Annotated in this window: 18 protein-coding genes; 7 read left to right on the top strand and 11 right to left on the bottom strand. The window is 71.0% G+C overall.

The annotated features are described in order from the left end of the window. Positions 1–63: 63 nt before the first annotated feature. Entirely contained in the window at positions 64–2,073 is a 2,010-nt protein-coding gene (locus FXO23_RS28960) for a thioredoxin domain-containing protein (protein WP_158888638.1), read from the bottom strand. Between the two features lie 110 nt (positions 2,074–2,183). On the opposite strand from FXO23_RS28960, the gene FXO23_RS28955 reads away from it, so the two are divergent. Both FXO23_RS28955 and FXO23_RS28950 read left to right on the top strand, forming a co-directional pair. Continuing rightward, positions 2,184–3,587, top strand: coding sequence for a 3' terminal RNA ribose 2'-O-methyltransferase Hen1 (locus FXO23_RS28955; protein WP_158888637.1), 1,404 nt, complete (start codon positions 2,184–2,186; stop codon positions 3,585–3,587). Next, positions 3,584–6,136: a polynucleotide kinase-phosphatase gene (locus FXO23_RS28950; RefSeq protein ID WP_158888636.1), complete on the top strand. Its 2,553-nt coding sequence runs from the start codon at positions 3,584–3,586 to the stop codon at positions 6,134–6,136. The genes FXO23_RS28955 and FXO23_RS28950 overlap by 4 nt, the downstream gene beginning before the upstream one ends. 67 nt (positions 6,137–6,203) lie before the next feature. Here the strand turns inward: FXO23_RS28950 and FXO23_RS28945 are convergent, their stop codons facing one another. Further along, entirely contained in the window at positions 6,204–6,536 is a 333-nt protein-coding gene (locus tag FXO23_RS28945) for a hypothetical protein (RefSeq protein WP_158888635.1), read from the bottom strand. After that, positions 6,533–7,414: a mycothiol conjugate amidase Mca gene (gene mca / locus FXO23_RS28940; RefSeq protein WP_425484919.1), complete on the bottom strand. Its 882-nt coding sequence runs from the start codon at positions 7,412–7,414 to the stop codon at positions 6,533–6,535. The genes FXO23_RS28945 and mca overlap by 4 nt, the downstream gene beginning before the upstream one ends. Positions 7,415–7,571: 157 nt before the next feature. Here mca and FXO23_RS28935 point away from each other — a divergent pair, with 157 nt between their 5' ends. The 3 genes from FXO23_RS28935 (at position 7,572) to FXO23_RS28925 (ending at position 9,738) form a co-directional block, all read left to right on the top strand. Further along, positions 7,572–8,021 carry a DUF4307 domain-containing protein gene (locus tag FXO23_RS28935; protein ID WP_246257983.1) on the top strand — a complete coding sequence of 150 codons (450 nt, stop codon included), beginning with the start codon at positions 7,572–7,574 and terminating at the stop codon, positions 8,019–8,021. 198 nt (positions 8,022–8,219) lie between these two features. Further along, positions 8,220–8,717 carry a transcription elongation factor GreA gene (greA, locus tag FXO23_RS28930; RefSeq protein ID WP_158888633.1) on the top strand — a complete coding sequence of 166 codons (498 nt, stop codon included), beginning with the start codon at positions 8,220–8,222 and terminating at the stop codon, positions 8,715–8,717. Between the two features lie 145 nt (positions 8,718–8,862). Beyond that, positions 8,863–9,738, top strand: coding sequence for an MBL fold metallo-hydrolase (locus tag FXO23_RS28925; protein ID WP_158888632.1), 876 nt, complete (start codon positions 8,863–8,865; stop codon positions 9,736–9,738). On the opposite strand, the gene FXO23_RS28920 is transcribed toward FXO23_RS28925, so the two are convergent. Further along, positions 9,683–10,159 (bottom strand): Lrp/AsnC family transcriptional regulator, encoded by a 477-nt coding sequence (locus FXO23_RS28920; RefSeq protein ID WP_158888631.1) that lies wholly within the window; start codon positions 10,157–10,159, stop codon positions 9,683–9,685. The genes FXO23_RS28925 and FXO23_RS28920 overlap by 56 nt on opposite strands. 148 nt (positions 10,160–10,307) lie before the next feature. Between FXO23_RS28920 and hppD the strand changes: the two genes are divergently transcribed. Then, a complete protein-coding gene (hppD, locus tag FXO23_RS28915; protein ID WP_158888630.1) occupies positions 10,308–11,516 on the top strand; it encodes a 4-hydroxyphenylpyruvate dioxygenase in 1,209 nt (402 codons plus the stop codon). Between the two features lie 55 nt (positions 11,517–11,571). On the opposite strand, the gene ilvA is transcribed toward hppD, so the two are convergent. Continuing rightward, positions 11,572–12,777 carry a threonine ammonia-lyase gene (gene ilvA, locus FXO23_RS28910; protein WP_158888629.1) on the bottom strand — a complete coding sequence of 402 codons (1,206 nt, stop codon included), beginning with the start codon at positions 12,775–12,777 and terminating at the stop codon, positions 11,572–11,574. A 106-nt stretch (positions 12,778–12,883) separates the two neighbouring features. Here ilvA and FXO23_RS28905 point away from each other — a divergent pair, with 106 nt between their 5' ends. Then, entirely contained in the window at positions 12,884–13,174 is a 291-nt protein-coding gene (locus FXO23_RS28905; protein ID WP_246257979.1) for a hypothetical protein, read from the top strand. 9 nt (positions 13,175–13,183) lie between these two features. On the opposite strand, the gene FXO23_RS28900 is transcribed toward FXO23_RS28905, so the two are convergent. The 6 genes from FXO23_RS28900 to FXO23_RS28875 form a co-directional block, all read right to left on the bottom strand. Beyond that, positions 13,184–14,341 (bottom strand): cystathionine gamma-synthase, encoded by a 1,158-nt coding sequence (locus FXO23_RS28900; protein WP_158888628.1) that lies wholly within the window; start codon positions 14,339–14,341, stop codon positions 13,184–13,186. A gap of 10 nt (positions 14,342–14,351) precedes the next feature. Beyond that, the gene (locus tag FXO23_RS28895) at positions 14,352–14,846 is read right to left on the bottom strand and encodes a hypothetical protein (RefSeq protein WP_158888627.1); all 495 of its coding nucleotides are present in this window, start codon (positions 14,844–14,846) and stop codon (positions 14,352–14,354) included. An 8-nt stretch (positions 14,847–14,854) separates the two neighbouring features. Next, positions 14,855–15,406, bottom strand: a complete 552-nt coding sequence (locus FXO23_RS28890) for a hypothetical protein (protein WP_158888626.1) — start codon at positions 15,404–15,406, stop codon at positions 14,855–14,857. A 10-nt stretch (positions 15,407–15,416) separates the two neighbouring features. After that, positions 15,417–15,947: a hypothetical protein gene (locus FXO23_RS28885; RefSeq protein WP_158888625.1), complete on the bottom strand. Its 531-nt coding sequence runs from the start codon at positions 15,945–15,947 to the stop codon at positions 15,417–15,419. 166 nt (positions 15,948–16,113) lie between these two features. Then, entirely contained in the window at positions 16,114–17,568 is a 1,455-nt protein-coding gene (locus FXO23_RS28880; protein ID WP_246257977.1) for a hypothetical protein, read from the bottom strand. A gap of 114 nt (positions 17,569–17,682) precedes the next feature. After that, on the bottom strand, positions 17,683–19,053 hold the full coding sequence (locus tag FXO23_RS28875; protein WP_158888624.1) for a cystathionine beta-synthase: 1,371 nt from the start codon (positions 19,051–19,053) through the stop codon (positions 17,683–17,685). Positions 19,054–19,106: the final 53 nt, after the last annotated feature.

Here is a 19,106-nt window from a genome sequence, read left to right as displayed (position 1 = left end):
TCGCTTCTCACGCTACGCCGGGATCACCCGATCGAGGACGTCGTTCACCCTCAGCGGACGAGGTCAGGAGAGCTGCCGGACGAGGTCGGCGGGCGTGGTGACCGGGCGGTCGCACACGTAACCGCGGCAGACGTACGCGGCCGCGCCGCCGCCGACCAGCGGGCGGTCGGCGAGCAGCGGCACGCCCTCGGCGCCCGGCTCCCCGCCGAGCACGATCCCGCCGCCGTGCACCGCCCGCGCGGCGGCCGAGCGCAGTTCGGCCCGCGCGTCCGCGTCCGGGCCCACCACGGCGACCTGCACCGGTCCGGCACGCAGCGCCTCGGCCACGGTCAGCCAGTGCCCGGCGAACCTCGGCACCCGGGTCGCGAGCCGCCCGGCCCGCCGCACCGCCTGCTCGGCGGCCTCGCGGTACCGGCCCGCCCGCTCCGGCCCGGCCAGCGCGGACGCGGCGACCAGGGCGCCCGCCAGCGCCGACGCGCCGGACGGGCTCGCGTTGTCGCCGGGATCCGCGGGCCGCTGCACCAGTTTCTCGGCGTCGTCCGCGGTGTCGTGGTACGCCCCGGGCACGCCGTCGACCGCGAACCGCGCCAGGGCGACGTCGAGCAGCCCGATCGCCTCGGTGAGCCAGCGCGGTTCGCCGGTCGCCTGGTGCAGGGCGAGCAGCCCGTCGGCGAGGCACGCGTAGTCCTCGAGCACACCGGCCGCCGCGCCGACCGCCCCGTGCCGCGAACTCCGCCGCAGCCGGCCGTCGACCAGATGGGTTCGCACCAGGTACTCCGCCGCGCGTTCGGCCGCGTGCACGTAGTGCGGCGCGTCCAGGGCGACCCCGGCCTCGGCGAGCGCGGCGATGGCCAGCCCGTTCCAGGACGCGATCACCTTGTCGTCGCGGGCCGGTTGGGGCCGCAGTTCGCGCACCGCCAGCAGCGCGTCGCGGATCCGGTCGAACCGCTCGGGGTCGTCGGGGTCCCGCCGCAGTTGCAGCGTGGACGCGCCCTTCTCGAACGTGCCGTGCTCGGTGACCGAGAACAGTTCACACGCCCACTCCGCGTCGGTTTCCCCGACGATGTCGGCGATCTGCTCAGGAGTCCACACGTAGGTCAGGCCCTCTTCGCCGTCGGCGTCCGCGTCCAGCGAAGCGATGAACCCGCCCTCGGCCGCGTTCAGGTGGCCGAGCAGGAAGCCGCCGGTCATCTCGGCCGTGCGCCGGGCGAGGCCGGAGCCGGTCCGGCGCGCGAGATGCGCGTAGAACCTGAGCAGCAAAGCGTTGTCGTACAACATCTTCTCGAAATGCGGCACGACCCAGTCCGCGTCCACCGAGTACCGCGCGAAACCACCGGCCAGCTGGTCGTGGATGCCACCGCGGGCCATGGCCTCGGCGGTCGACTCCACTATGGACAGAGCATCCGCGGAACCCGTGCGCTCGTAGTGGCGCAGCAGGAACTCCAGCACCATCGACGGCGGGAACTTCGGGGCGCCCCCGAACCCGCCGCGGTCCGCATCGGCTTCCTCGCGGAGCTTCACCACCGCCGCGTGCAGCGCCTCATCGTCCACAACGGACTCTTCCAGCGGGCCGGTCTGCTCGGTCAGGTGCGCGACGATCCGCGCCGCGCCCTCGGCGAGTTCGGCCCGCCGCTCGCGCCAGGCCTCCGCGACCGCGACCAGCAGGTGGCCGAAGGACGGCATCCCGGGGCGCGGCTGCGGCGGATAGTAGGTGCCGCAATGGAACGGCTCGCCGTCCGGGGTGAGGAAGCAGGTCATCGGCCAGCCGCCCTGACCGGTCATCGCCTGCGTCGCGGTCATGTACACCGCGTCGATGTCCGGCCGCTCCTCGCGGTCCACCTTGATGTTCACGAAGTTCTCGTTCATCAGGGCCGCGGTGTCGTGGTCCTCGAACGATTCGTGCGCCATCACATGGCACCAGTGGCACGCCGCGTAGCCGACCGACAGCAGGATCGGCACGTCGCGGCGCTTGGCCTCGGCCAGCGCTTCGGGTCCCCACGGCCACCAGTCGACCGGGTTTCCCGCGTGCTGGAGCAGGTAGGGACTGGTGGCGGAAACGAGACGGTTGGGCATGCCTCCAGGGTGTCACGGACCTCGAGCCCGAGCGCGGCGACGTGGCGTTGCCTTGGCGGCGAAGCGAAAAACACCTGTGCCGGGCACCCCGCGCGAGGCAGACTGTCCGGGTGTTACTGACGATCACCACGAACCGGCGGCCCGCGACCGACCTCGGCTTCCTGCTGCACAAGCACCCGGACAAGGCACAGGCGTTCGGCCTTTCGGCGGGTACCGCGCACGTCTTCTACCCGCGCGCCGCCGAGGACGAGTGCACCGCCGCGCTGCTCGTGGAGATCGACCCGATCGCTTTGGTGCGCGGCCGGGGCCCGGCGACGCTGACCCAGTACGTCAACGACCGGCCCTACGCCGCGGGTTCGCAGCTCGCGGTCGCGTTGCGCGCGGTGTTCGGCACCGCGCTGAACGGCCGCTGCGCCGCCCGGCCGGAACTGGTCACCGAGGAACTGCCGCTGCGGATCCGCGTGCCCTCGCTGTCCGCGCCCGGCGGGCTCGAGGTGGTCCGGCGGTTGTTCGAACCACTCGGCTGGCGGGTCGAGGGCGCCCCGGTGGCGCTGGACCCGGAATTCCCGGAGTGGGGTGAGTCCCGGTACCTCGACCTCACGCTCACCGGAACCCTGCGGCTCGCCGACGCGCTGCGGCAGCTGTACGTGCTGCTGCCCGCGCTCGACGGCGCCAAGCACTACTGGGTCAGCCAGGACGAGGCCGACAAACTGCTGCGCGCGGGCGAAGGCTGGCTGGGCGACCACCCGGAGAAGGAGCTGATCACCAACCGGTACCTGGTCCGGCGCAAGACCTATGTGGACTACGCGCTGTCCCGGCTGGCCGAGGCGGACGACCTCGAGCCCGGGGACGACGCGCTCACCGAAGCCCGGGTCACCGAGGCGCCCGATCAGCCCGAGCCGTTGAGCGTGCAGCGCCAGGGCAGCGTCCTCGCGGTGCTGCGCGCGGCGGGCGCCCAGCGCGTGCTCGACCTCGGCTGCGGCGGCGGCGCCCTGCTGCGCGTGCTGCTGCGGGAGCCGTCGTTCACCGAGATCGTCGGGCTGGACGTGTCCTCCCGCGCGCTCGACGCCGCCGAGCGGCGGCTCCGGCTGGACCGGATGCCCGAGCACGCGCGGAGCCGGATCTCGCTGCGCCAGTCCGCCCTGACCTACGCCGATCCGGCGCTCGCCGGGTACGACGCGGCGGTGCTGATGGAGGTCATCGAGCACGTGGAGGAAGACCGGCTCCCCGCGCTCGAGCACGCCGTCTTCGCGGTGGCGCGCCCGCGCACGGTCGTCGTCACCACCCCGAACGCGGAGTACAACGTGCGGTTCGAGACCCTGCCCGCCGGGACCTACCGGCACAGCGACCACCGCTTCGAGTGGACCCGGGCGCAGTTCCGCGGGTGGGCCTCGCGCGTGGCCGCTTCGCACGGGTACCAGGTCCGGTACCTGCCGGTCGGCGTGGACGACCCCGAGGTGGGCCCGCCGACCCAGCTCGCCGTATTCACCGAAGCCGAAGGGAGTGCGAAGTGAAGCTGACCATCCCGGCGATGTCGCTGGTCGCGCTCGTCGGCGCGTCCGGTTCGGGGAAGTCCACGTTCGCGCGGACGCATTTCGCGCCGACCCAGGTGCTGTCCAGCGACACGTTCCGCGGGCTCGTCGCCGACGACGAGAACGACCAGTCCGCCTCCGCCGAGGCGTTCGACGCGCTGTACTACGTGGCGGGCAAGCGGCTCGCGGCCGGGCGGCTGACCGTGGTCGACGCGACCAACGTGCAGCGCGGTTCGCGGGCCGAGCTGATCCGGCTGGCCAAGGAGCACGACGTGCTGCCCACCGCGATCGTCCTCGACCTGCCGGAGAACGTCTGCCAGGCGCGCAACGCCGACCGGCCGGACCGCGACTTCGGCCCGCACGTCGTCCGCCGCCAGCGCGGCGAACTCCGGCGCTCGCTGAAGTCCTTGCAGCGCGAGGGTTTCCGGCGCATCCACGTGCTGCGCACCGAGCAGGAGGTGGCCGAGGCGGAGATCGTCCTCGAGCCGCTGCTGAACGACAAGCGCGAGCTGACCGGGCCGTTCGACGTGCTCGGGGACGTGCACGGCTGCCGCGAGGAACTGGAGGAACTGCTCACCGAGCTGGGATACCTGATCGAGCGGGACGACCGGGGACGCGCGGTCGGCGCTCGGCACCCGGCGGGCCGGACCGCGGTGTTCGTCGGCGACCTGGTGGACCGGGGGCCGGACACCCCGGGCGTGCTGCGGCTGGTGATGGGCATGGCCGAACGCGGCGACGCGATCGTCGTGTGCGGCAACCACGAGCAGAAGCTGGTGCGCGCGCTGCGCGGCCGGAAGGTGCGGGTGTCGCACGGGCTCGCCGAATCCCTGGACCAGCTCGCCGCGCAGGACGAGGAGTTCCGCGCGCGGGCCGAGGCGTTCTGCGACGGGCTCGTCGCGCATTACGTGCTCGACGGCGGTTCGCTGGTGGTCGCGCACGCCGGGCTGCCGCAGCGCTACCACGGGCGCGCGTCGGCGCGGGTGCGCAGCTTCGCGCTGTACGGCGACACCACGGGCGAAACCGACGAATACGGCCTGCCGGTGCGGCTGCCGTGGGCCCGCGACTACCGAGGCCGCGCGATGGTCCTCTATGGACACACGCCGACGCCGGAAGTGGAGTGGATCAACGGCACGATGTGCCTGGACACCGGGTGCGTGTTCGGCGGGAAGCTGACCGCGTTGCGTTACCCGGAACGGGAAGTCGTCGCGGTGAAGGCCAAGCGGGTCTGGTACGAGCCGACGAAACCCTTGCTGCCGCGGGAAGAACTGCCGCCGGTGGCCGAGGATGTGCGCCGCCGGGAGCCCGCGGTGCTCGAACTCGCGGACGTGACCGGCAAGCGGGTCATCCACACGCGCGACCACGGGCGGGTCGGGGTTTCCGCGGAGCAGTCCGCCGCCGCGCTCGAGGTGATGAGCCGGTTCGCGACCGATCCGCGATGGCTGCTGTACCTGCCGCCGACCATGGCGCCCGGTTCGACGTCCACTGTGGACGGATACCTGGAGCATCCGGAGCAGGCGTTCGCGGAGTACCGCGCGGCAGGCGTGCAGTCCGTGGTGTGCGAGGAGAAGCACATGGGCTCGCGGGCGGTCGTGCTGGTCTGCCGCGACTCCGGCGTCGCGCCGGAACGGTTCGGCATCGCCGGTGACGGGGCGGTCTACACCCGGACCGGACGCCCGTTCTTCGCGCGCGCCGGGGAACTGCTCGCCCGGGTGCGGGCCGCGGTGACCGCGGCCGGGTTGTGGGACGAGCTGGACACCGGCTGGCTGCTGCTGGACGCGGAGCTGATGCCGTGGAGCCTGAAGGCGGGTGCGCTGATCGCGGATCAGTACGCGTCGGTCGGGGCGGCCGCGCAGGCGGTGCTTCCCACGGCGATCGACGAACTGGCCGCAGCGGGTGAGCGGGGCGTCGACGTGGCCGATCTGCTGGCGCGGACCCGGCAGCGGGAGGCGGACGTGACCGGCTACCGCGCGGCCTACCGGCGGTACTGCTGGCAGACCGAGGGGCTCGAGGGCGTGCGGCTCGCGCCGTTCCAGCTGCTGGCTTCGGAGCGGACCGGGTACCACGACCGCCCGCACGCGTGGCACCTGGCGCTGGCCGAACGGCTGGCGGCGGTGGATCCGGACCTGTTCGCGGTGACGGCGAACCGGACGGTCGACACGACCGACGCGGCCGCGGTCGCCGACGCGACCGCGTGGTGGGAGGAGCTGACCGGCGCGGGCGGCGAGGGCATGGTGGTCAAACCCGCGGACAACCTGACCAAGGGGGCGCGCGGGCTGGCGCAGCCGGGGGTGAAGGTGCGCGGGCGGGAGTACCTGCGGATCATCTACGGGCCCGACTACACGCTGCCGGAGAACCTGACCCGGCTGCGGGACCGGAGCCTGGGCCGCAAGCGGGCGCTGGCGCTGCGGGAATACGCGCTCGGCCTGGAGGCCCTGCACCGGCTCACCCGCGGCGAACCGCTCTGGCGGATCCACGAATGCGTCTTCGCGGTCCTCGCCCTGGAATCCGACCCCGTCGACCCCCGCCTCTGACCCGAAGGGGGTGGCGGGGAAGCGCCACCGCCCGGCCCGAAAGTGCACGCGCTTTCGGCGCGTGCCGCTAGGCGGGCGGGCTCTTCGCCTCGTCTTTCCTGGCCGCCTCGGCGGGCTTGGTCTCGGGGGTGGGCTCCGCGGCCTCTTCCTTCGCCTCGGGGATTTCCGACTGCTCGGGTTCGGGGTCGAAGGTGGCCGGGACGCGTTTGAGGTGCTTGGTCATCGAACGGACCAGCAGCGCGACCGCGATCAGGAACAGGATCAGGATCAGCAGCCCGAGCGGCGAGGACTTGCCGAAGTCCTCGCCCTGGCCGCCCTTGTCACCGCCGTTGCCCGGCTGCTGGGCCAACACGATCGCGGCTTTGTTCAACCCGATGGTCAGCACCGGCGCAACACTCATATATCCACCTTCTCCCGGACGCCCGCGAACAGATCGTCCTCCGGAAGCGTGCTGTCCACAAGTGAGCGGACCAGCTCGTACTCCTCGGTCGGCCACAGTTCGCGCTGCATCTCCAGCGGCACGGCGAACCACCGGCTGTTCGGGTCGATCTGGGTGGCGTGCGCCTTGAGCGCCTCGTCCCGGACCTCGAAGTAGTCGGCGCATTCGACGCGCGTGGTCACGCGTTCCATGATGTCGGCCTTGTCCGGATCCCACCGCTTGAGCCAGTCCTCGTACGGCGACTCCAGGCCCCGCTCGGTCAGCGCTTCGTGGAACGCCTGCATCCGGGCCCGGGAGAACCCGTGCAGGTAGTAGAGCTTGAGCGGCTGCCACGGCTCGCCGGCGTCCGGGAACCGGTCCGGCTCCGCGGCCGCGTCGAACGCGGCGACCGAGATCTCGTGCGTGCGGATGTGATCCGGATGCGGGTAGCCGCCGTTCTCGTCGTAGGTGAGGATCACGTGCGGCCGGAACTCGCGGATGACCCGCACCAGCGCCTCGGTCGGTTCCTCGAGCGGAACCACGCCGAACGAGCCCTCCGGCAGCGGCGGCAGCGGATCGCCCTCGGGCAGCCCGGAGTCGACGAAGCCGAGCCACCGGTGCTGGACGCCGAGGATCTTCGCCGCGCGGGCCATCTCCTCCCGGCGGATCTCGGTCATGTTGGCCCGCACCTCGGGCGTATCCATCGCCGGGTTGAGCGGGCTCCCCGCCTCGCCGCCGGTGCAGGTCACCACCATGACCTGGTGTCCCTCGGCGACGTAGCGGGCCATCGTCGCCGCACCCTTGCTCGACTCGTCGTCCGGATGCGCGTGCACCGCCATCAGCCGCATGCCAGCCCCCATCTCAGCCGCTCTCCTCTGGTCGTCGGATCCCACCATGCGAAAAACGACCCTCTCTGTACTGGTATTCCCTGCGACCCCGATGCCGCCCCGCGCAGCGCCCGCGCGGATACTGACCATTGTCCCCACGGGTACGACAAGATCGATCGGAGGCCCGCGTTTGAGCACCGGATCCGCCCCGGCGAGCAGCAGAGGCCGGGCGCTGCCGGAGGGACGCTACGGCTCCACGCGCCGCGGCGCCCCGCCGAAGTGGCGAATCTGGGTGTTCGGCGCGATCGCCGTGCTGGTCGGCGCCACCATCGCCTATGTCGGGTACCGGAATCTGGGCGCCGCGCCGATCGAGGCGCAGCGGATCGGGTTCGAGGAGAAGCCCGGCAACGCCATGTCCATCACCATCGACGTGACCAGGGACGATCCCGGTCGCGCGGGGGTGTGCATCGTGCGGGTCCGTGACCTTTCCGGCGCGGAGAGTGGCCGCAAGGAGATCTTCGTCCCACCAGGTGGCACGAGCACCACGCTGACCACTGTGATCAAGAGCATCGACCGTCCGGTGACGGCGGATATCTTTGGCTGCTCATATGACGTACCGTCATACTTGTCAACCCCGTAGCGGCCAACGGGGTGAAACCAGCGCCTAACGTCCGAATTGCCGCAAAACGGGCGGCGGTCGACTGCGCCCCCGTGTTATCCTGATCTACCGGCACGGCCCCTGGCGGGCCGTGTTTTTCCTTTATCTCAGCCGTGCGGGCACGCCATGTCCGCGCGGCCGCCGGTCTGTATACCCAGGCCCGGCAGGCACTATGAGGAGATGGTGGCCGTGAGCGACACCCAGGTGACCTGGCTGACTCAGGATGCCTACGACAGGCTCAAGCACGAACTCGAGGAGAAGATCGAGCTTCGTCCGGTCATCGCCGCGAGGATCAACGACAGCCGGGAAGAGGGCGACCTCAAGGAAAACGGTGGCTATCACGCGGCCCGCGAGGAGCAGGGCCAGAACGAGGCCCGTATCCGGCACCTGCAGGAGTTGCTCCGCGCCGCGAAGGTGGGCGAAGCACCCGCGAACGACGGTCTCGCCGAACCGGGCAAGATCCTGACCGTCCGCTACGAAGGCGACGACGAGGACGAGAAGTTCCTGCTCGCGACCCGGGAAGAGGGCGCGGAGGGCGAGCTCGACGTGTACTCCCCCGAATCCCCGCTGGGCAAGGCGCTGCTCGGCGCCAAGGAAGGCGAAGCCCGCGAGTACGAGCTGCCCAACGGCAGCATGCAGAAGGTCACGCTGGTGAAGGCGGTTCCCTACACCGGCTGAGGCCCCGCGGCCAGGTCACGAAGTTCCGTTTCGCCGTGCCATTCCCGGCGCGGCGGAACGGAACGTGACCAGTGCGAACATCAATACTGGCGCATGGGTTCTCGTTCGGACTAACGTTTGCGGCACACCGGAACACGGGGGTGCCATGACCGGCGAGAACGACCCGACGCTGCCCATCTGCGTCACCTGCGGCATGCAGTACGACCAGCCGCGGCCCGACTGCCCGATCTGCGAGGACGAGCGCCAGTACGTGCCCGCCTCCGGGCAGCAGTGGACCGATTTCGCCGAGCTGGTCGCAAGCGATCGCGTGGCCCGGATCGAGCCGCAGGGCGAAGGCGTCCTCGGCATCGGCAGCACACCCGGGTTCGCCATCGGGCAGCGCGCGCTGCTGGTCCGGGCCGAGTCCGGGAACTTCCTCTGGGACTGCGCCGCCTACCTCGACGACGAGATCGTCGCGAAGATCAACGAACTCGGCGGCATCACCGGCATCTCGATCAGTCACCCGCACTACTACACCACGATGATCGAGTGGAGCCGCGCCTTCGACGTGCCGATCCACCTGCACGAGAACGACCGGCAGTGGATCGGGCGGCCGGACCCGGCCGTCGAGCTGTGGAGCGGGACGACCAAGCGGCTCGCCCCCGAGCTGACCCTGATCAACCTGGGCGTGCACTTCGCGGGCGGCACGGTGCTGCACTGGCGCGACGGCGAGCGGGGCAAGGGGGCGTTGCTGTCCGGGGACATCGTGCAGGTCATCCCGGACCGCACGCACGTCGGCTTCATGTACAGCTACCCGAACCTCATCCCGGAACGCCCGAGCATCGTGCGGCGCGCGGCCGAACTGCTGGCGCCCTACCAGTTCGAGGCGATCTACGGCGCCTGGTGGGACGCGGTCGTCCGGACCGACGGGCACGAGGTCGTCCAGCGCTCCGCGAAGCGGTATCTCGAGCACGCGATGGACACGGTCATCGCCGTGCCGTCCGCTCCAGCAACGGGCGCACCCGAGGCGGCACCGGCGTAGACAGCGCGATCGAGGTGGACGTGCGCCGGACGTCCGGCACGCCCACCACCTCGTCGATCACCCGCTGCAGATCGTCGTTGTCCCGCGCCACCATCCGCACGAACAGGTCACCCTGGCCGGTCGTCGCGTGCACCTCGCACACCTCGTCGATGGCCGCCAGGGCCGCGGCGACCTGCGCGCGCCGCCCCTGCGCGATCTCCAGCACCGCGAACGCGGTGAGCCCGTAGCCCATCGCGGCCAGGTCCAGCTCGGGCGGGAACCCGCCGAGCACGCCGCGCGCGGCGAGCCGGTCCAGCCGCGCCTGCACGGTCCCGCGCGCCACCCCGAGCCGCCGGGCACATTCGAGCACGCCCAGCCGCGGCGTGTCGGTGAGCAACAGCAGCAGCCGCGCGTCCAGCGCGTCGAGCGGTTCCTCGGCCATCTCCAACCTCCTGCGCAGATTGCCCAGTTTGACCTGCCGACTTCGCCGTGCGCTGGTCAGATTGCCCAGCAAATCAGCCGACTGTTGCTCATCTTGCCTCCTCACGCGCATTCTGCGAAGTACCGCTTGTCCCACCACTGGAGGAGTCATGACGCAGACCGTCGATCCCCAAGGCACGAGCCCCGCGCTCGATGACGTCAGCTACGACCAGCTCCGGCAACTCGTCGGCCTGGTCGACCACGACTCTTCGACCGACCCGTTCCCGGTCAAGGCGCTGGACGCGGTGGTGTTCGTCGCCGGCAACGCGACGCAGACCGCGTGGATGTACCAGTCCGCCTTCGGCATGCGGCTGGTCGCCTATTCCGGCCCGGAGACCGGGAACTTCGACAGCAAGGCGTTCGTGCTCAAGTCCGGCTCGGCGCGGTTCGTGATCACCGGCGGGGTGAAGCCGGATTCGCCGCTGCTCGACCACCACCGCCGGCACGGCGACGGCGTCACCGACCTCGCCCTCGAAGTGTCCGATGTGGACAAATGTGTCGCGCACGCGCGGGCCCAGGGCGCGACGGTTCTCGAGGAACCGCACGACGTCTCCGACGAGCACGGCACCATCCGCCGCGCGGCGATCGCGACCTACGGCGAGACCCGCCACTCGCTGATCGACCGTTCCCGCTACTCCGGCCCGTACCTGCCCGGGTTCGAGGCCCGCGAGAGCACGGTGAAGCGCCCCGAGGGCGCGCCGAAGCGCCTGTTCCAGGCCGTGGACCACTGCGTCGGCAACGTCGAACTCGGCAAGATGGACTACTGGGTGGACTGGTACCACCGCGTGATGGGCTTCGTGAACATGGCGGAGTTCGTCGGCGACGACATCGCGACCGAGTATTCGGCACTGATGAGCAAGGTGGTGTCCAACGGCAACCACCGGGTGAAGTTCCCGCTCAACGAACCGGCGATCGCGAAGAAGAAGTCGCAGATCGACGAGTACCTGGAGTTCTACGACGGCGCGGGCTGCCAGCACATCGCGTTGGCCACCAACGACATCATCACCACGGTGACCGCCATGCGCGACGCGGGCGTCGAGTTCCTGTCCACTCCGGACTCCTACTACGACGACCCGGAACTGCGGGCGCGGATCGGCGAGGTGCGGGTGCCGATCGAGGTGCTGAAGGAGCACCGGATCCTGGTCGACCGGGACGAGGACGGCTACCTGCTGCAGATCTTCACCAAGCCGATCGGCGACCGCCCGACCGTGTTCTACGAGCTGATCGAACGCCACGGCTCGCTGGGCTTCGGCAAGGGCAACTTCAAGGCCCTCTTCGAGGCCATCGAGCGCGAACAAGAACGCCGCGGCAACCTCTGACCGGGAAGTTTCATGAGGGGACCCCTCCGGACAAATTTCGTCTGGAGGGGTCCCCTCATGAAACGACGGTGAACCCGGCGTGGTGGAGTTCGGCGGCGACTTCCGCGCAGTGTTCGGGGCCCCGGGTCTCCAGGTTGAGCGCCACTTCGACCTCGCCGAGGGCCAGGGCGCCGGAGATCCGCGAATGCTCCACGTCCAGCACGTTCGCGCCGAGGTCGCTCACCCGGGACAGCACGCTCACCAGCGATCCCGGACGGTCCGGCACGCGCAGCCGCAACTTCAGGTACCGCCCGCCCGCGGTCATCCCGTGCTGGATGATCTGCAGCAGGAGCAGCGGGTCGACGTTCCCGCCGGACAGGATCGCGACGATCGGCGGTTCGAAGGCGCCTGGGTGCTGCAGCAGCGCGGCGACCGCGGCCGCGCCCGCCGGTTCGACGACCAGTTTCCGCCGCTCCAGGCAGAGCAGCACGGCCCGGGACAGCGATTCCTCGGTCACCGTCACCACGTCGTCCACCAGCTTGGCGACATGCGCGTAACTCACCGGCCCCGGTTCCCCCACCGCGATGCCGTCGGCCATGGTCTGCAGGCTGCGCAGCCGCCGCGGTTCCCCGGCCGCCAGCGAGGGCGGGTAGGCCGCGGCCGCCTCCGCCTGCACGCCCACCACGCGGACGTCCGGGCGCAGCGCCTTCACCGCGGAGGCCACCCCGCCGACCAGGCCGCCCCCGCCGGTGGCCACCAGCACGGTCGTCACGTCGGGCACCTGCTCCAGCAGTTCCAGCCCGACGGTTCCCTGCCCGGCGATGACGTCCGGGTGGTCGAACGGGTGGATGAACACCGCACCGGTCTTCTCGGAGAACGCGATCGCCTCGGCGAGGGTCTCCTCCAGCACGTCCCCGTGCAGGTGCACGTCCGCGCCATACCCGCGGGTGGCCGCGAGCTTCGGCAGCGGCACCCGCACCGGCATGAACACGGTCGCCTGGGTGCCCAGCAGCGCGGCCGCGAGCGCGACGCCCTGCGCGTGGTTGCCCGCGCTGGCGGCCACCACCCCGCGCTCCCGCTCGGCCTCGCTCAGCCCGTGGATGCGCGTGTAGGCGCCCCTGATCTTGAAGGAGCCGGTGCGCTGGAGGTTCTCGCATTTCAGGTGCACCGCGCCGCCGTGCATCTTGCGCAGATCGCGCGCGTGCTCCATCGGCGTCTTCCGGACCACCCCCTCGAGCAACCGGCGGGCCTGCCGGACCTGATCAACGCTCACCAGCCGCATGACACCGGATGATGCCAGTAAATGACACGTGAAGTGACACCGCCGGGCTCCGGGTAGTCTGTGGGGCGGGCCATTGGTGACAAAGGGCGCGAGTCAGGGAGCGAACATGCTAAGGGGGAACGAACCGGGCAGAGCGAGATCTCGTCGCGCCGCCCGGACTGCCGGTGCGATGCCGCTGGTCGCGGCCGTCATCTCGGCGGCTGCCCTCACCGGCGCCGCCTTCTACACCGTCGAACAGGCGACCTGTGGTGATCCCGCCCAGTACATCCGCCACGACGACCACGTCGAGCTGATCGGCGGCTGCGTGCGCGGGAGCGAACTCCCCCAGGTGAACGCGCCGAACCAGGATTTCGGCGCGTCCCTCCCCGCCGAGGCCCACCACAACTACCGGCCGTAGCCCCGGGTACTACCCCAGCGCGGCCCGCAGGTCGGCGACCAGGTCCCGGCCGTCCTCGATCCCGACCGAGAGCCGCAGCAGCTCCGCGGGCACCTGCAGCAGCGATCCGGCGACGCTCGCGTGCGTCATCCGGCCCGGGTGCTCGATCAGCGACTCGATCCCGCCCAGGGACTCCGCCAGGATGAACAGCTCGGTGCGCGCGGACGCGTCCAGCGCCGCCTGTTCGCCGTCGGCGTGGGTGAACGAAACCATCCCGCCGAACCGGCGCATCTGCTTCACCGCGACCTGGTGCCCGGGGTGGTCGTCGCGGCCCGGGTAGTACACCTTCGTGACCTTGGGATGCGCGGCGAGCGCCTCGGCCACCAGCTCGGCGTTGTCGCAGTGCCGTTCCATCCGGACCGCCAGGGTCTTGATGCCGCGCAGCGTCAGCCACGCGTCGAAGGCGCCGGGCACCGCGCCGGAAGCGTTGCGCAGGAAGAACAACTGCTCGCGCAGTTCGTCCTCATCGGTCAGCACCGCGCCACCGACCACATCGGAGTGACCGCCGAGGTACTTGGTGGTGGAGTGCAGCACGATGTCCGCGCCGAGGGCCAGCGGGTTCTGCAGGTACGGCGTGGCGAAGGTGTTGTCCACCACGAGCCGGGCGTCCGCGTCGTGGGCCACCCCGGCGAGCGCGGCCAGGTCGGCGATGCCGAGCAGCGGGTTCGACGGGGACTCGCACCAGATCAGCTTGGTCTCCGGCCGGATCGCGGCCCGGACTTCGTCCACTTTGGTCAGATCGGCGACGGTGTACTCGACGCCCCACAACGTCAGCACCTTGTCGATCAGCCGGAAGGTGCCGCCGTAGGCGTCGTTGCCGAGCACGAGGTGGTCGCCGGGGCGCAGCACCGCGCGCAGGACCGCGTCGGAGGCCGCCATGCCGGACGCGAACGCCAGCCCGTGCCGGGCGCCTTCGAGCGCGGCGAGTGCCTGTTCGAGCGCGGTGCGGGTGGGGTTCGCGGTGCGCGAGTACTCGTAGTCGCCCTCGCGGGTGCCGCCCACGCCGTCCTGGGCGTAGGTGGAGGTCTGGTAGATCGGCACGATCACCGCGCCGGTCCGCGGATCGGGCGTCTGTCCGGCGTGGATCGCGCGTGTCTCGAAACCGAACCTGGAGGCGTCGTCAACCATGCCGTCCAGCCTACGACCAGTGCGGACCCGATCCGCCAGGCGGGACCGGCTTGTGGTGTTTCACCCAGCGGGCGGTCGGCGGGAGGCTCGCCAGGACGATCGTGGCGATGGCGGGCAGACTGGTGACGAGCAGCGCGGGTCCACGCGGGAGGGCCAGTGCGGTGAGGAAACCTTGCCCCGCCAGGGAAAGTGCCAGATCCGCCAGGTACGCGCACAACGCCAGCGAGGCGGCGACGAGGACCAGGAGGCGACCGGCGGGTTTGCGGACCAGCAGCAGGGTGCCGCCGGTGAGCAGCCCGGCGGCGAGCAGCAGGTGCACCAGCAACGCCAGCGCCAGGCGACCGAGGGCATAACTCCCGTCGCCCAGCGCGATCGCGTGGCCGGCCACGCCCAGCAGGTGCCAGAGCCCGCCGAGCAGGGCGAGCACTCCGGCGGTGATCGCGGTGCCCCCGCTCGGCGCGGGCGGCGGATACCCGGCCGCTCCGGGGTACTGCGGGTAGTTCACGCCGTCCCTCACCAGCCCTGTGGCGGGTAACCGGGCGGCGGCGCGGGATACGGCGTGGGATACCCGGTCGGCAGCACTCGGTGCCGCACCCAGCGACCGGTCGGCGGCAGGCACGCCAGCACGAGCACGGCCACCTCGAACAGGTGCGCCAGGAGCGATTCCAGGGTCATCCCGAACCGCAGCCCGCCCAGCCGGGCGTCGGTCAGGTCGAGGACCAGGATGACCAGGCCGTACAGGATGCCCAGGGCGGCCCCGGTGATCACCAGGAACCGGCCCGCGGGCTTGCGCAGGAACAACAGCAACGCGCCGAGCAGCACCAGGACCGCGAGCACGAGGCTCAGCACCGTCGGAATGATCAGCCCGGGCAGGAAGAACCGGTGGCCCACCAGGTGCACGACCGTCCGGACGAGGCCCACCAGGTGCCACAGCCCGACGATCACGGCGAGCACGCCCGCGGTGATCGCGGTGCCCCCGCTCGGTTTCCGCGGCATCGCCGGGTACGGGTAACCGGCTTGCGGGGGCGGGTATCCGGGCGCTCCCGGGTACTGCGGATAGCTCACTGTCGTTTCCTCACCAGCCCTGTTGTCGCGGATACTCCGGCGGCGGGCCGTACGCCGGGACCATGGACGGCTGGAAGCGCAGATACCGGAACGTCGGCGGCAGGACGGTCAGGAAGAACGTGATCGGGCCGAACACCAGCCCGGCCGCGCGCACGAACGAGGCGTCGTCCAGTTCGAACTCGAAGACCAGTTGGAAGTACGTGCCGAAGTCGCCGTGGTACATCAGCGCGGGTTCCAGCAGCACCGCGGCGAGCGTCAGCAGCGCCCCGATGAGCAGCAGGACCGCGCCGGTCAGCGCGCGCAGGAAGGTCACCAGCGCGCCGATCAGCAGGAAGATCGCGGCGGCCAGGTAGAGCCCGAGCATGGTGAGCAGTTCGCCGGGCAGATCGCCCAGGCCGAACCCGGACGGCATGTCGATGAAGTACCGGACGGGGAGGTAACCGAGGACGAAGGCCAGCCCGAGCGCGAGGATCCCGGCGATGATCGCGGTCGCGCCGTTGGGCCGCTTCGGGAGAACGTAGCCGCCGTACGGAGTGCTCACAACGCCCCCATCGACTGAGTACGAGTGGTAGGCGCTCACCCTAACCGCGGGTACGGGCTCACCACACGGGTTTGGGAGAAGCTGTGTGCCATCGGTTACCGACCGCGAAAACACCGGTGCCCCCGGCCGGGAAAGGCCGGGGGCACCGGGAACTGGCGTCAGTCGCTCACCACTGCTGCGGCGGCTGGTTGAACCCGCCGCTGGACGGGTTCTGCCCGCCCGGCTGCTGGCCACCACCCGGCGGCTGCTGGCCGTACGGACCCGGCTGACCGAACTGGCCCGGCTGGCCGAAGCCCGGCGGCGGGGTCCCCGGCTGCTGCTGCCCCGGCTGGCCGTAGCCACCGGGCTGCGGGAAGCCGCCGCTGGACGGGTTCTGCCCGCCCGGCTGCTGGCCGCCACCCGGCTGCTGCTGCCCGAACGGACCGGGCTGGCCCGGCTGCCCGTACGGACCGGGCTGGCCGAACTGCTGGGGCTGACCGGGCTGGCCGAACTGCTGCGGGCCGCCGGGAGCACCCGGGCCACCGGGGCCGCCCCCGCCGAAGCCGACGAACTGCGCGGTCTGCGGGAGGAGGCCCAGCACGCCGACCGCGAGCACGAAGATGCCCGCGATCAGGTACACGACCTGGCCGTTGCCGAACTTGATCCGCGCGCTGTCCGGGATGTCGATCGCGAACTGGATCATGATCAGGATCGCGACAATCAGCAGCACGGCACCGGCCGCCGTGGCGATGATGGAGGCGATCTTGTTCTTCAGGAAGGTGAAGACCGATGCCGCGAGCGTGCCGAGCGAGGCCAGCAGCACGATGATGTAGTAGATGTTCAGCGCGGTGGGCGAGATCCACTGGTTGGCGTCCTTGGCACGCTGGATGTCCGCCTCGGACGCCTTGCCGACGTTGTCCGCGTAGTCGCTGAAGTCGCCGTCGAACATGTCGACGAAGAAGAAGATCAGGGCCAGCAGGCCGAACAGCGCGAGCACACCCGCCGCGATGTAGCCGAAGAGCTGGTTGTTGCTGACCGAACCCCCACTCGCCGGGGGCGGGCCGTATCCCGGCGGCGGCGCGCCGAAGCCCTGCTGCGGGGGCGGGCCGCCGAAGCCACCGGGCTGGCCCGGCTGGTTCGGGTCGAACCCGCCCGGCTGGCCGTAGGGCCCGGGCTGCTGCTGGCCGAACCCGCCGGGCTGCTGGCCGAAGCCACCCGGCTGCTGCCCGAAGCCGCCCTGCGGGTTCATCGCGGCCGGGTTGTCCGCCGCGCTCGGCGGCGGGGCGTACGGGATCGCGGGCGGCGGCTGCGAGCCCGGCGGCACCAGTTGCGTCGACTCCGCGCCCGGGGCGCCACCACCCTGCACCGGATTCACCATCTGGGTGGCCTCACCCGTGGACGGCGGCACCGCCTGCGTCGCGCCAGGGTCGGCGCCCGGCTGGGCGGGCTGCACGACCTGGGTCGGTTCCGGAGTGTCACCGAACTGGCCGCTCTGCGGCTGTTGCGGCTGGCCAGGCTGCACCACCTGGGTCGGCTCCGGCGAGCCGAACGGACTGTCTTGCTGCTGCTGGGGGCCACTCGGAGGGCCCTGCGGTGGCTGCCCGCCACCCCACGGCTGGTTCGGTGGCTGCGGAGCACTCATGTGGGTCTTGAACCCCCTTGACGAGGACCTGAAAACTTAACTCGGGCACACGCTATCGGATGGCCGACCCGGGCGCTCGTAACGCCCCGGCCCGGCCACACGATGAAACCCAGTTCACCGCCCGGCGAGGAAGCCGAGCAGGTCTTGCCTGGTGACCACCCCGGCAGGCTTTCCGTCGACCAGCACGAGGGCCCCGTCGGCGTCGGAGAGCGCCTTCATGGCGGAACCCACCTGCTCGCCTGCCCCGATGGTAGGCAGCGGCGGCGACATGTGCTTGTCCAACCGGTCGGCCAATCCGGCTTTACCGGTGAACAGGGCGTCCAGCAGTTCGCGCTCGTTCACCGCGCCCACCACCTCGGCCGCCATCACCGGCGGCTCGGCGCTGACCACCGGCATCTGGCTGACCCCGAACTCGTGCAGGATCGCGACCGCCTCCGCGACGGTCTCGTTCGGGTGCGTGTGCACCAGATCCGGCAGCGAACCGGTCTTGGCCCGCAGCACGTCCCCGACCGTGGCGCCGGTCGAATCCGGCGGGAGGAACCCGTAGGACGACATCCACGTGTCGTTGAACACCTTGGTCAGGTAGCCGCGGCCGCCGTCGGGCAGCAGGACCACGATCACGTCATCCGGGCCGCTGCTTTCGGCCAGCCGCAGAGCGGCGGCCACGGCCATCCCGCACGAGCCGCCGACCAGCAGGCCCTCCTCGAGCGCGAGCCGCCGGGTGATGGTGAAGGAATCGGCGTCCGAGACCGGGATGATCCGGTCGGCGATGTTCCGGTCGTAGGTGTCCGGCCAGAAGTCCTCGCCGACGCCCTCGACCAGGTAGGGGCGCCCGGAGCCGCCGGAGTAGACCGAGCCCTCCGGGTCGGCGCCGATGACCTGCACCTTCCCGTCGGACACCTCCTTGAGGAAGCGGCCGGTGCCGGAGATCGTGCCGCCGGTGCCGACGCCCGCGACGAAGTGGGTCACCCGGCCCTCGGTCTGGCGCCAGATCTCCGGGCCGGTCGAGTGGTAGTGGCTTTCCGGGTTCTGCGGATTCGCGTACTGGTTGGGCTTCCAGGCGCCGTCGATCTCGCGGACCAGCCGGTCGGAGACGTTGTAGTAGGAGTCGGGGTGCTCGGGCGCGACCGCGGTGGGGCAGACGACCACCTCGGCGCCGTAGGCCTTGAGCACGTTGCGCTTGTCCTCGCTGACCTTGTCCGGGCAGACGAACACGCACTTGTACCCCTTGCGCTGGGCGACCATCGCCAGCCCGACCCCGGTGTTGCCGGAGGTGGGTTCGACGATCGTGCCGCCGGGCCGCAGTTCGCCGGACCGCTCGGCGGCCTCGATCATGCGCAGCGCGATGCGGTCCTTCACGCTGCCGCCCGGGTTGAGGTACTCGACCTTGGCGAGCACCAGCGGCTCGAGCCCGTCGGCGAGTGCGTTCAGTCTGACCAACGGGGTGTTGCCCACCAGGTCGACGACATGCTCCACGTAATCCACCCGCTCAGCCTAGCTTCCGAGGCTTGCCACACGTGGATCACTCGATCAGGCTT

The organism is Amycolatopsis anabasis (assembly GCF_009765355.1).
In the GTDB taxonomy this organism is placed as follows: domain Bacteria; phylum Actinomycetota; class Actinomycetes; order Mycobacteriales; family Pseudonocardiaceae; genus Amycolatopsis; species Amycolatopsis anabasis.
This window is presented reverse-complemented; position numbering and strand designations above follow the sequence as displayed.

What these genes read in the sequence shown, in the direction of transcription:
- FXO23_RS28960 (WP_158888638.1), bottom strand. Translation starts at nt 2,073, where the DNA reads ATGCCCAACCGTCTCGTTTCCGCCACCAGTCCCTACCTGCTCCAGCAC.
- FXO23_RS28945 (WP_158888635.1), bottom strand. Translation starts at nt 6,536, where the DNA reads ATGAGTGTTGCGCCGGTGCTGACCATCGGGTTGAACAAAGCCGCGATC.
- mca (WP_425484919.1), bottom strand. Translation starts at nt 7,414, where the DNA reads ATGGGGGCTGGCATGCGGCTGATGGCGGTGCACGCGCATCCGGACGAC.
- greA (WP_158888633.1), top strand. Translation starts at nt 8,220, where the DNA reads ATGGTGGCCGTGAGCGACACCCAGGTGACCTGGCTGACTCAGGATGCC.
- FXO23_RS28925 (WP_158888632.1), top strand. Translation starts at nt 8,863, where the DNA reads ATGACCGGCGAGAACGACCCGACGCTGCCCATCTGCGTCACCTGCGGC.
- FXO23_RS28920 (WP_158888631.1), bottom strand. Translation starts at nt 10,159, where the DNA reads ATGGCCGAGGAACCGCTCGACGCGCTGGACGCGCGGCTGCTGCTGTTG.
- hppD (WP_158888630.1), top strand. Translation starts at nt 10,308, where the DNA reads ATGACGCAGACCGTCGATCCCCAAGGCACGAGCCCCGCGCTCGATGAC.
- ilvA (WP_158888629.1), bottom strand. Translation starts at nt 12,777, where the DNA reads ATGCGGCTGGTGAGCGTTGATCAGGTCCGGCAGGCCCGCCGGTTGCTC.
- FXO23_RS28905 (WP_246257979.1), top strand. Translation starts at nt 12,884, where the DNA reads ATGCTAAGGGGGAACGAACCGGGCAGAGCGAGATCTCGTCGCGCCGCC.
- FXO23_RS28900 (WP_158888628.1), bottom strand. Translation starts at nt 14,341, where the DNA reads ATGGTTGACGACGCCTCCAGGTTCGGTTTCGAGACACGCGCGATCCAC.
- FXO23_RS28880 (WP_246257977.1), bottom strand. Translation starts at nt 17,568, where the DNA reads ATGAGTGCTCCGCAGCCACCGAACCAGCCGTGGGGTGGCGGGCAGCCA.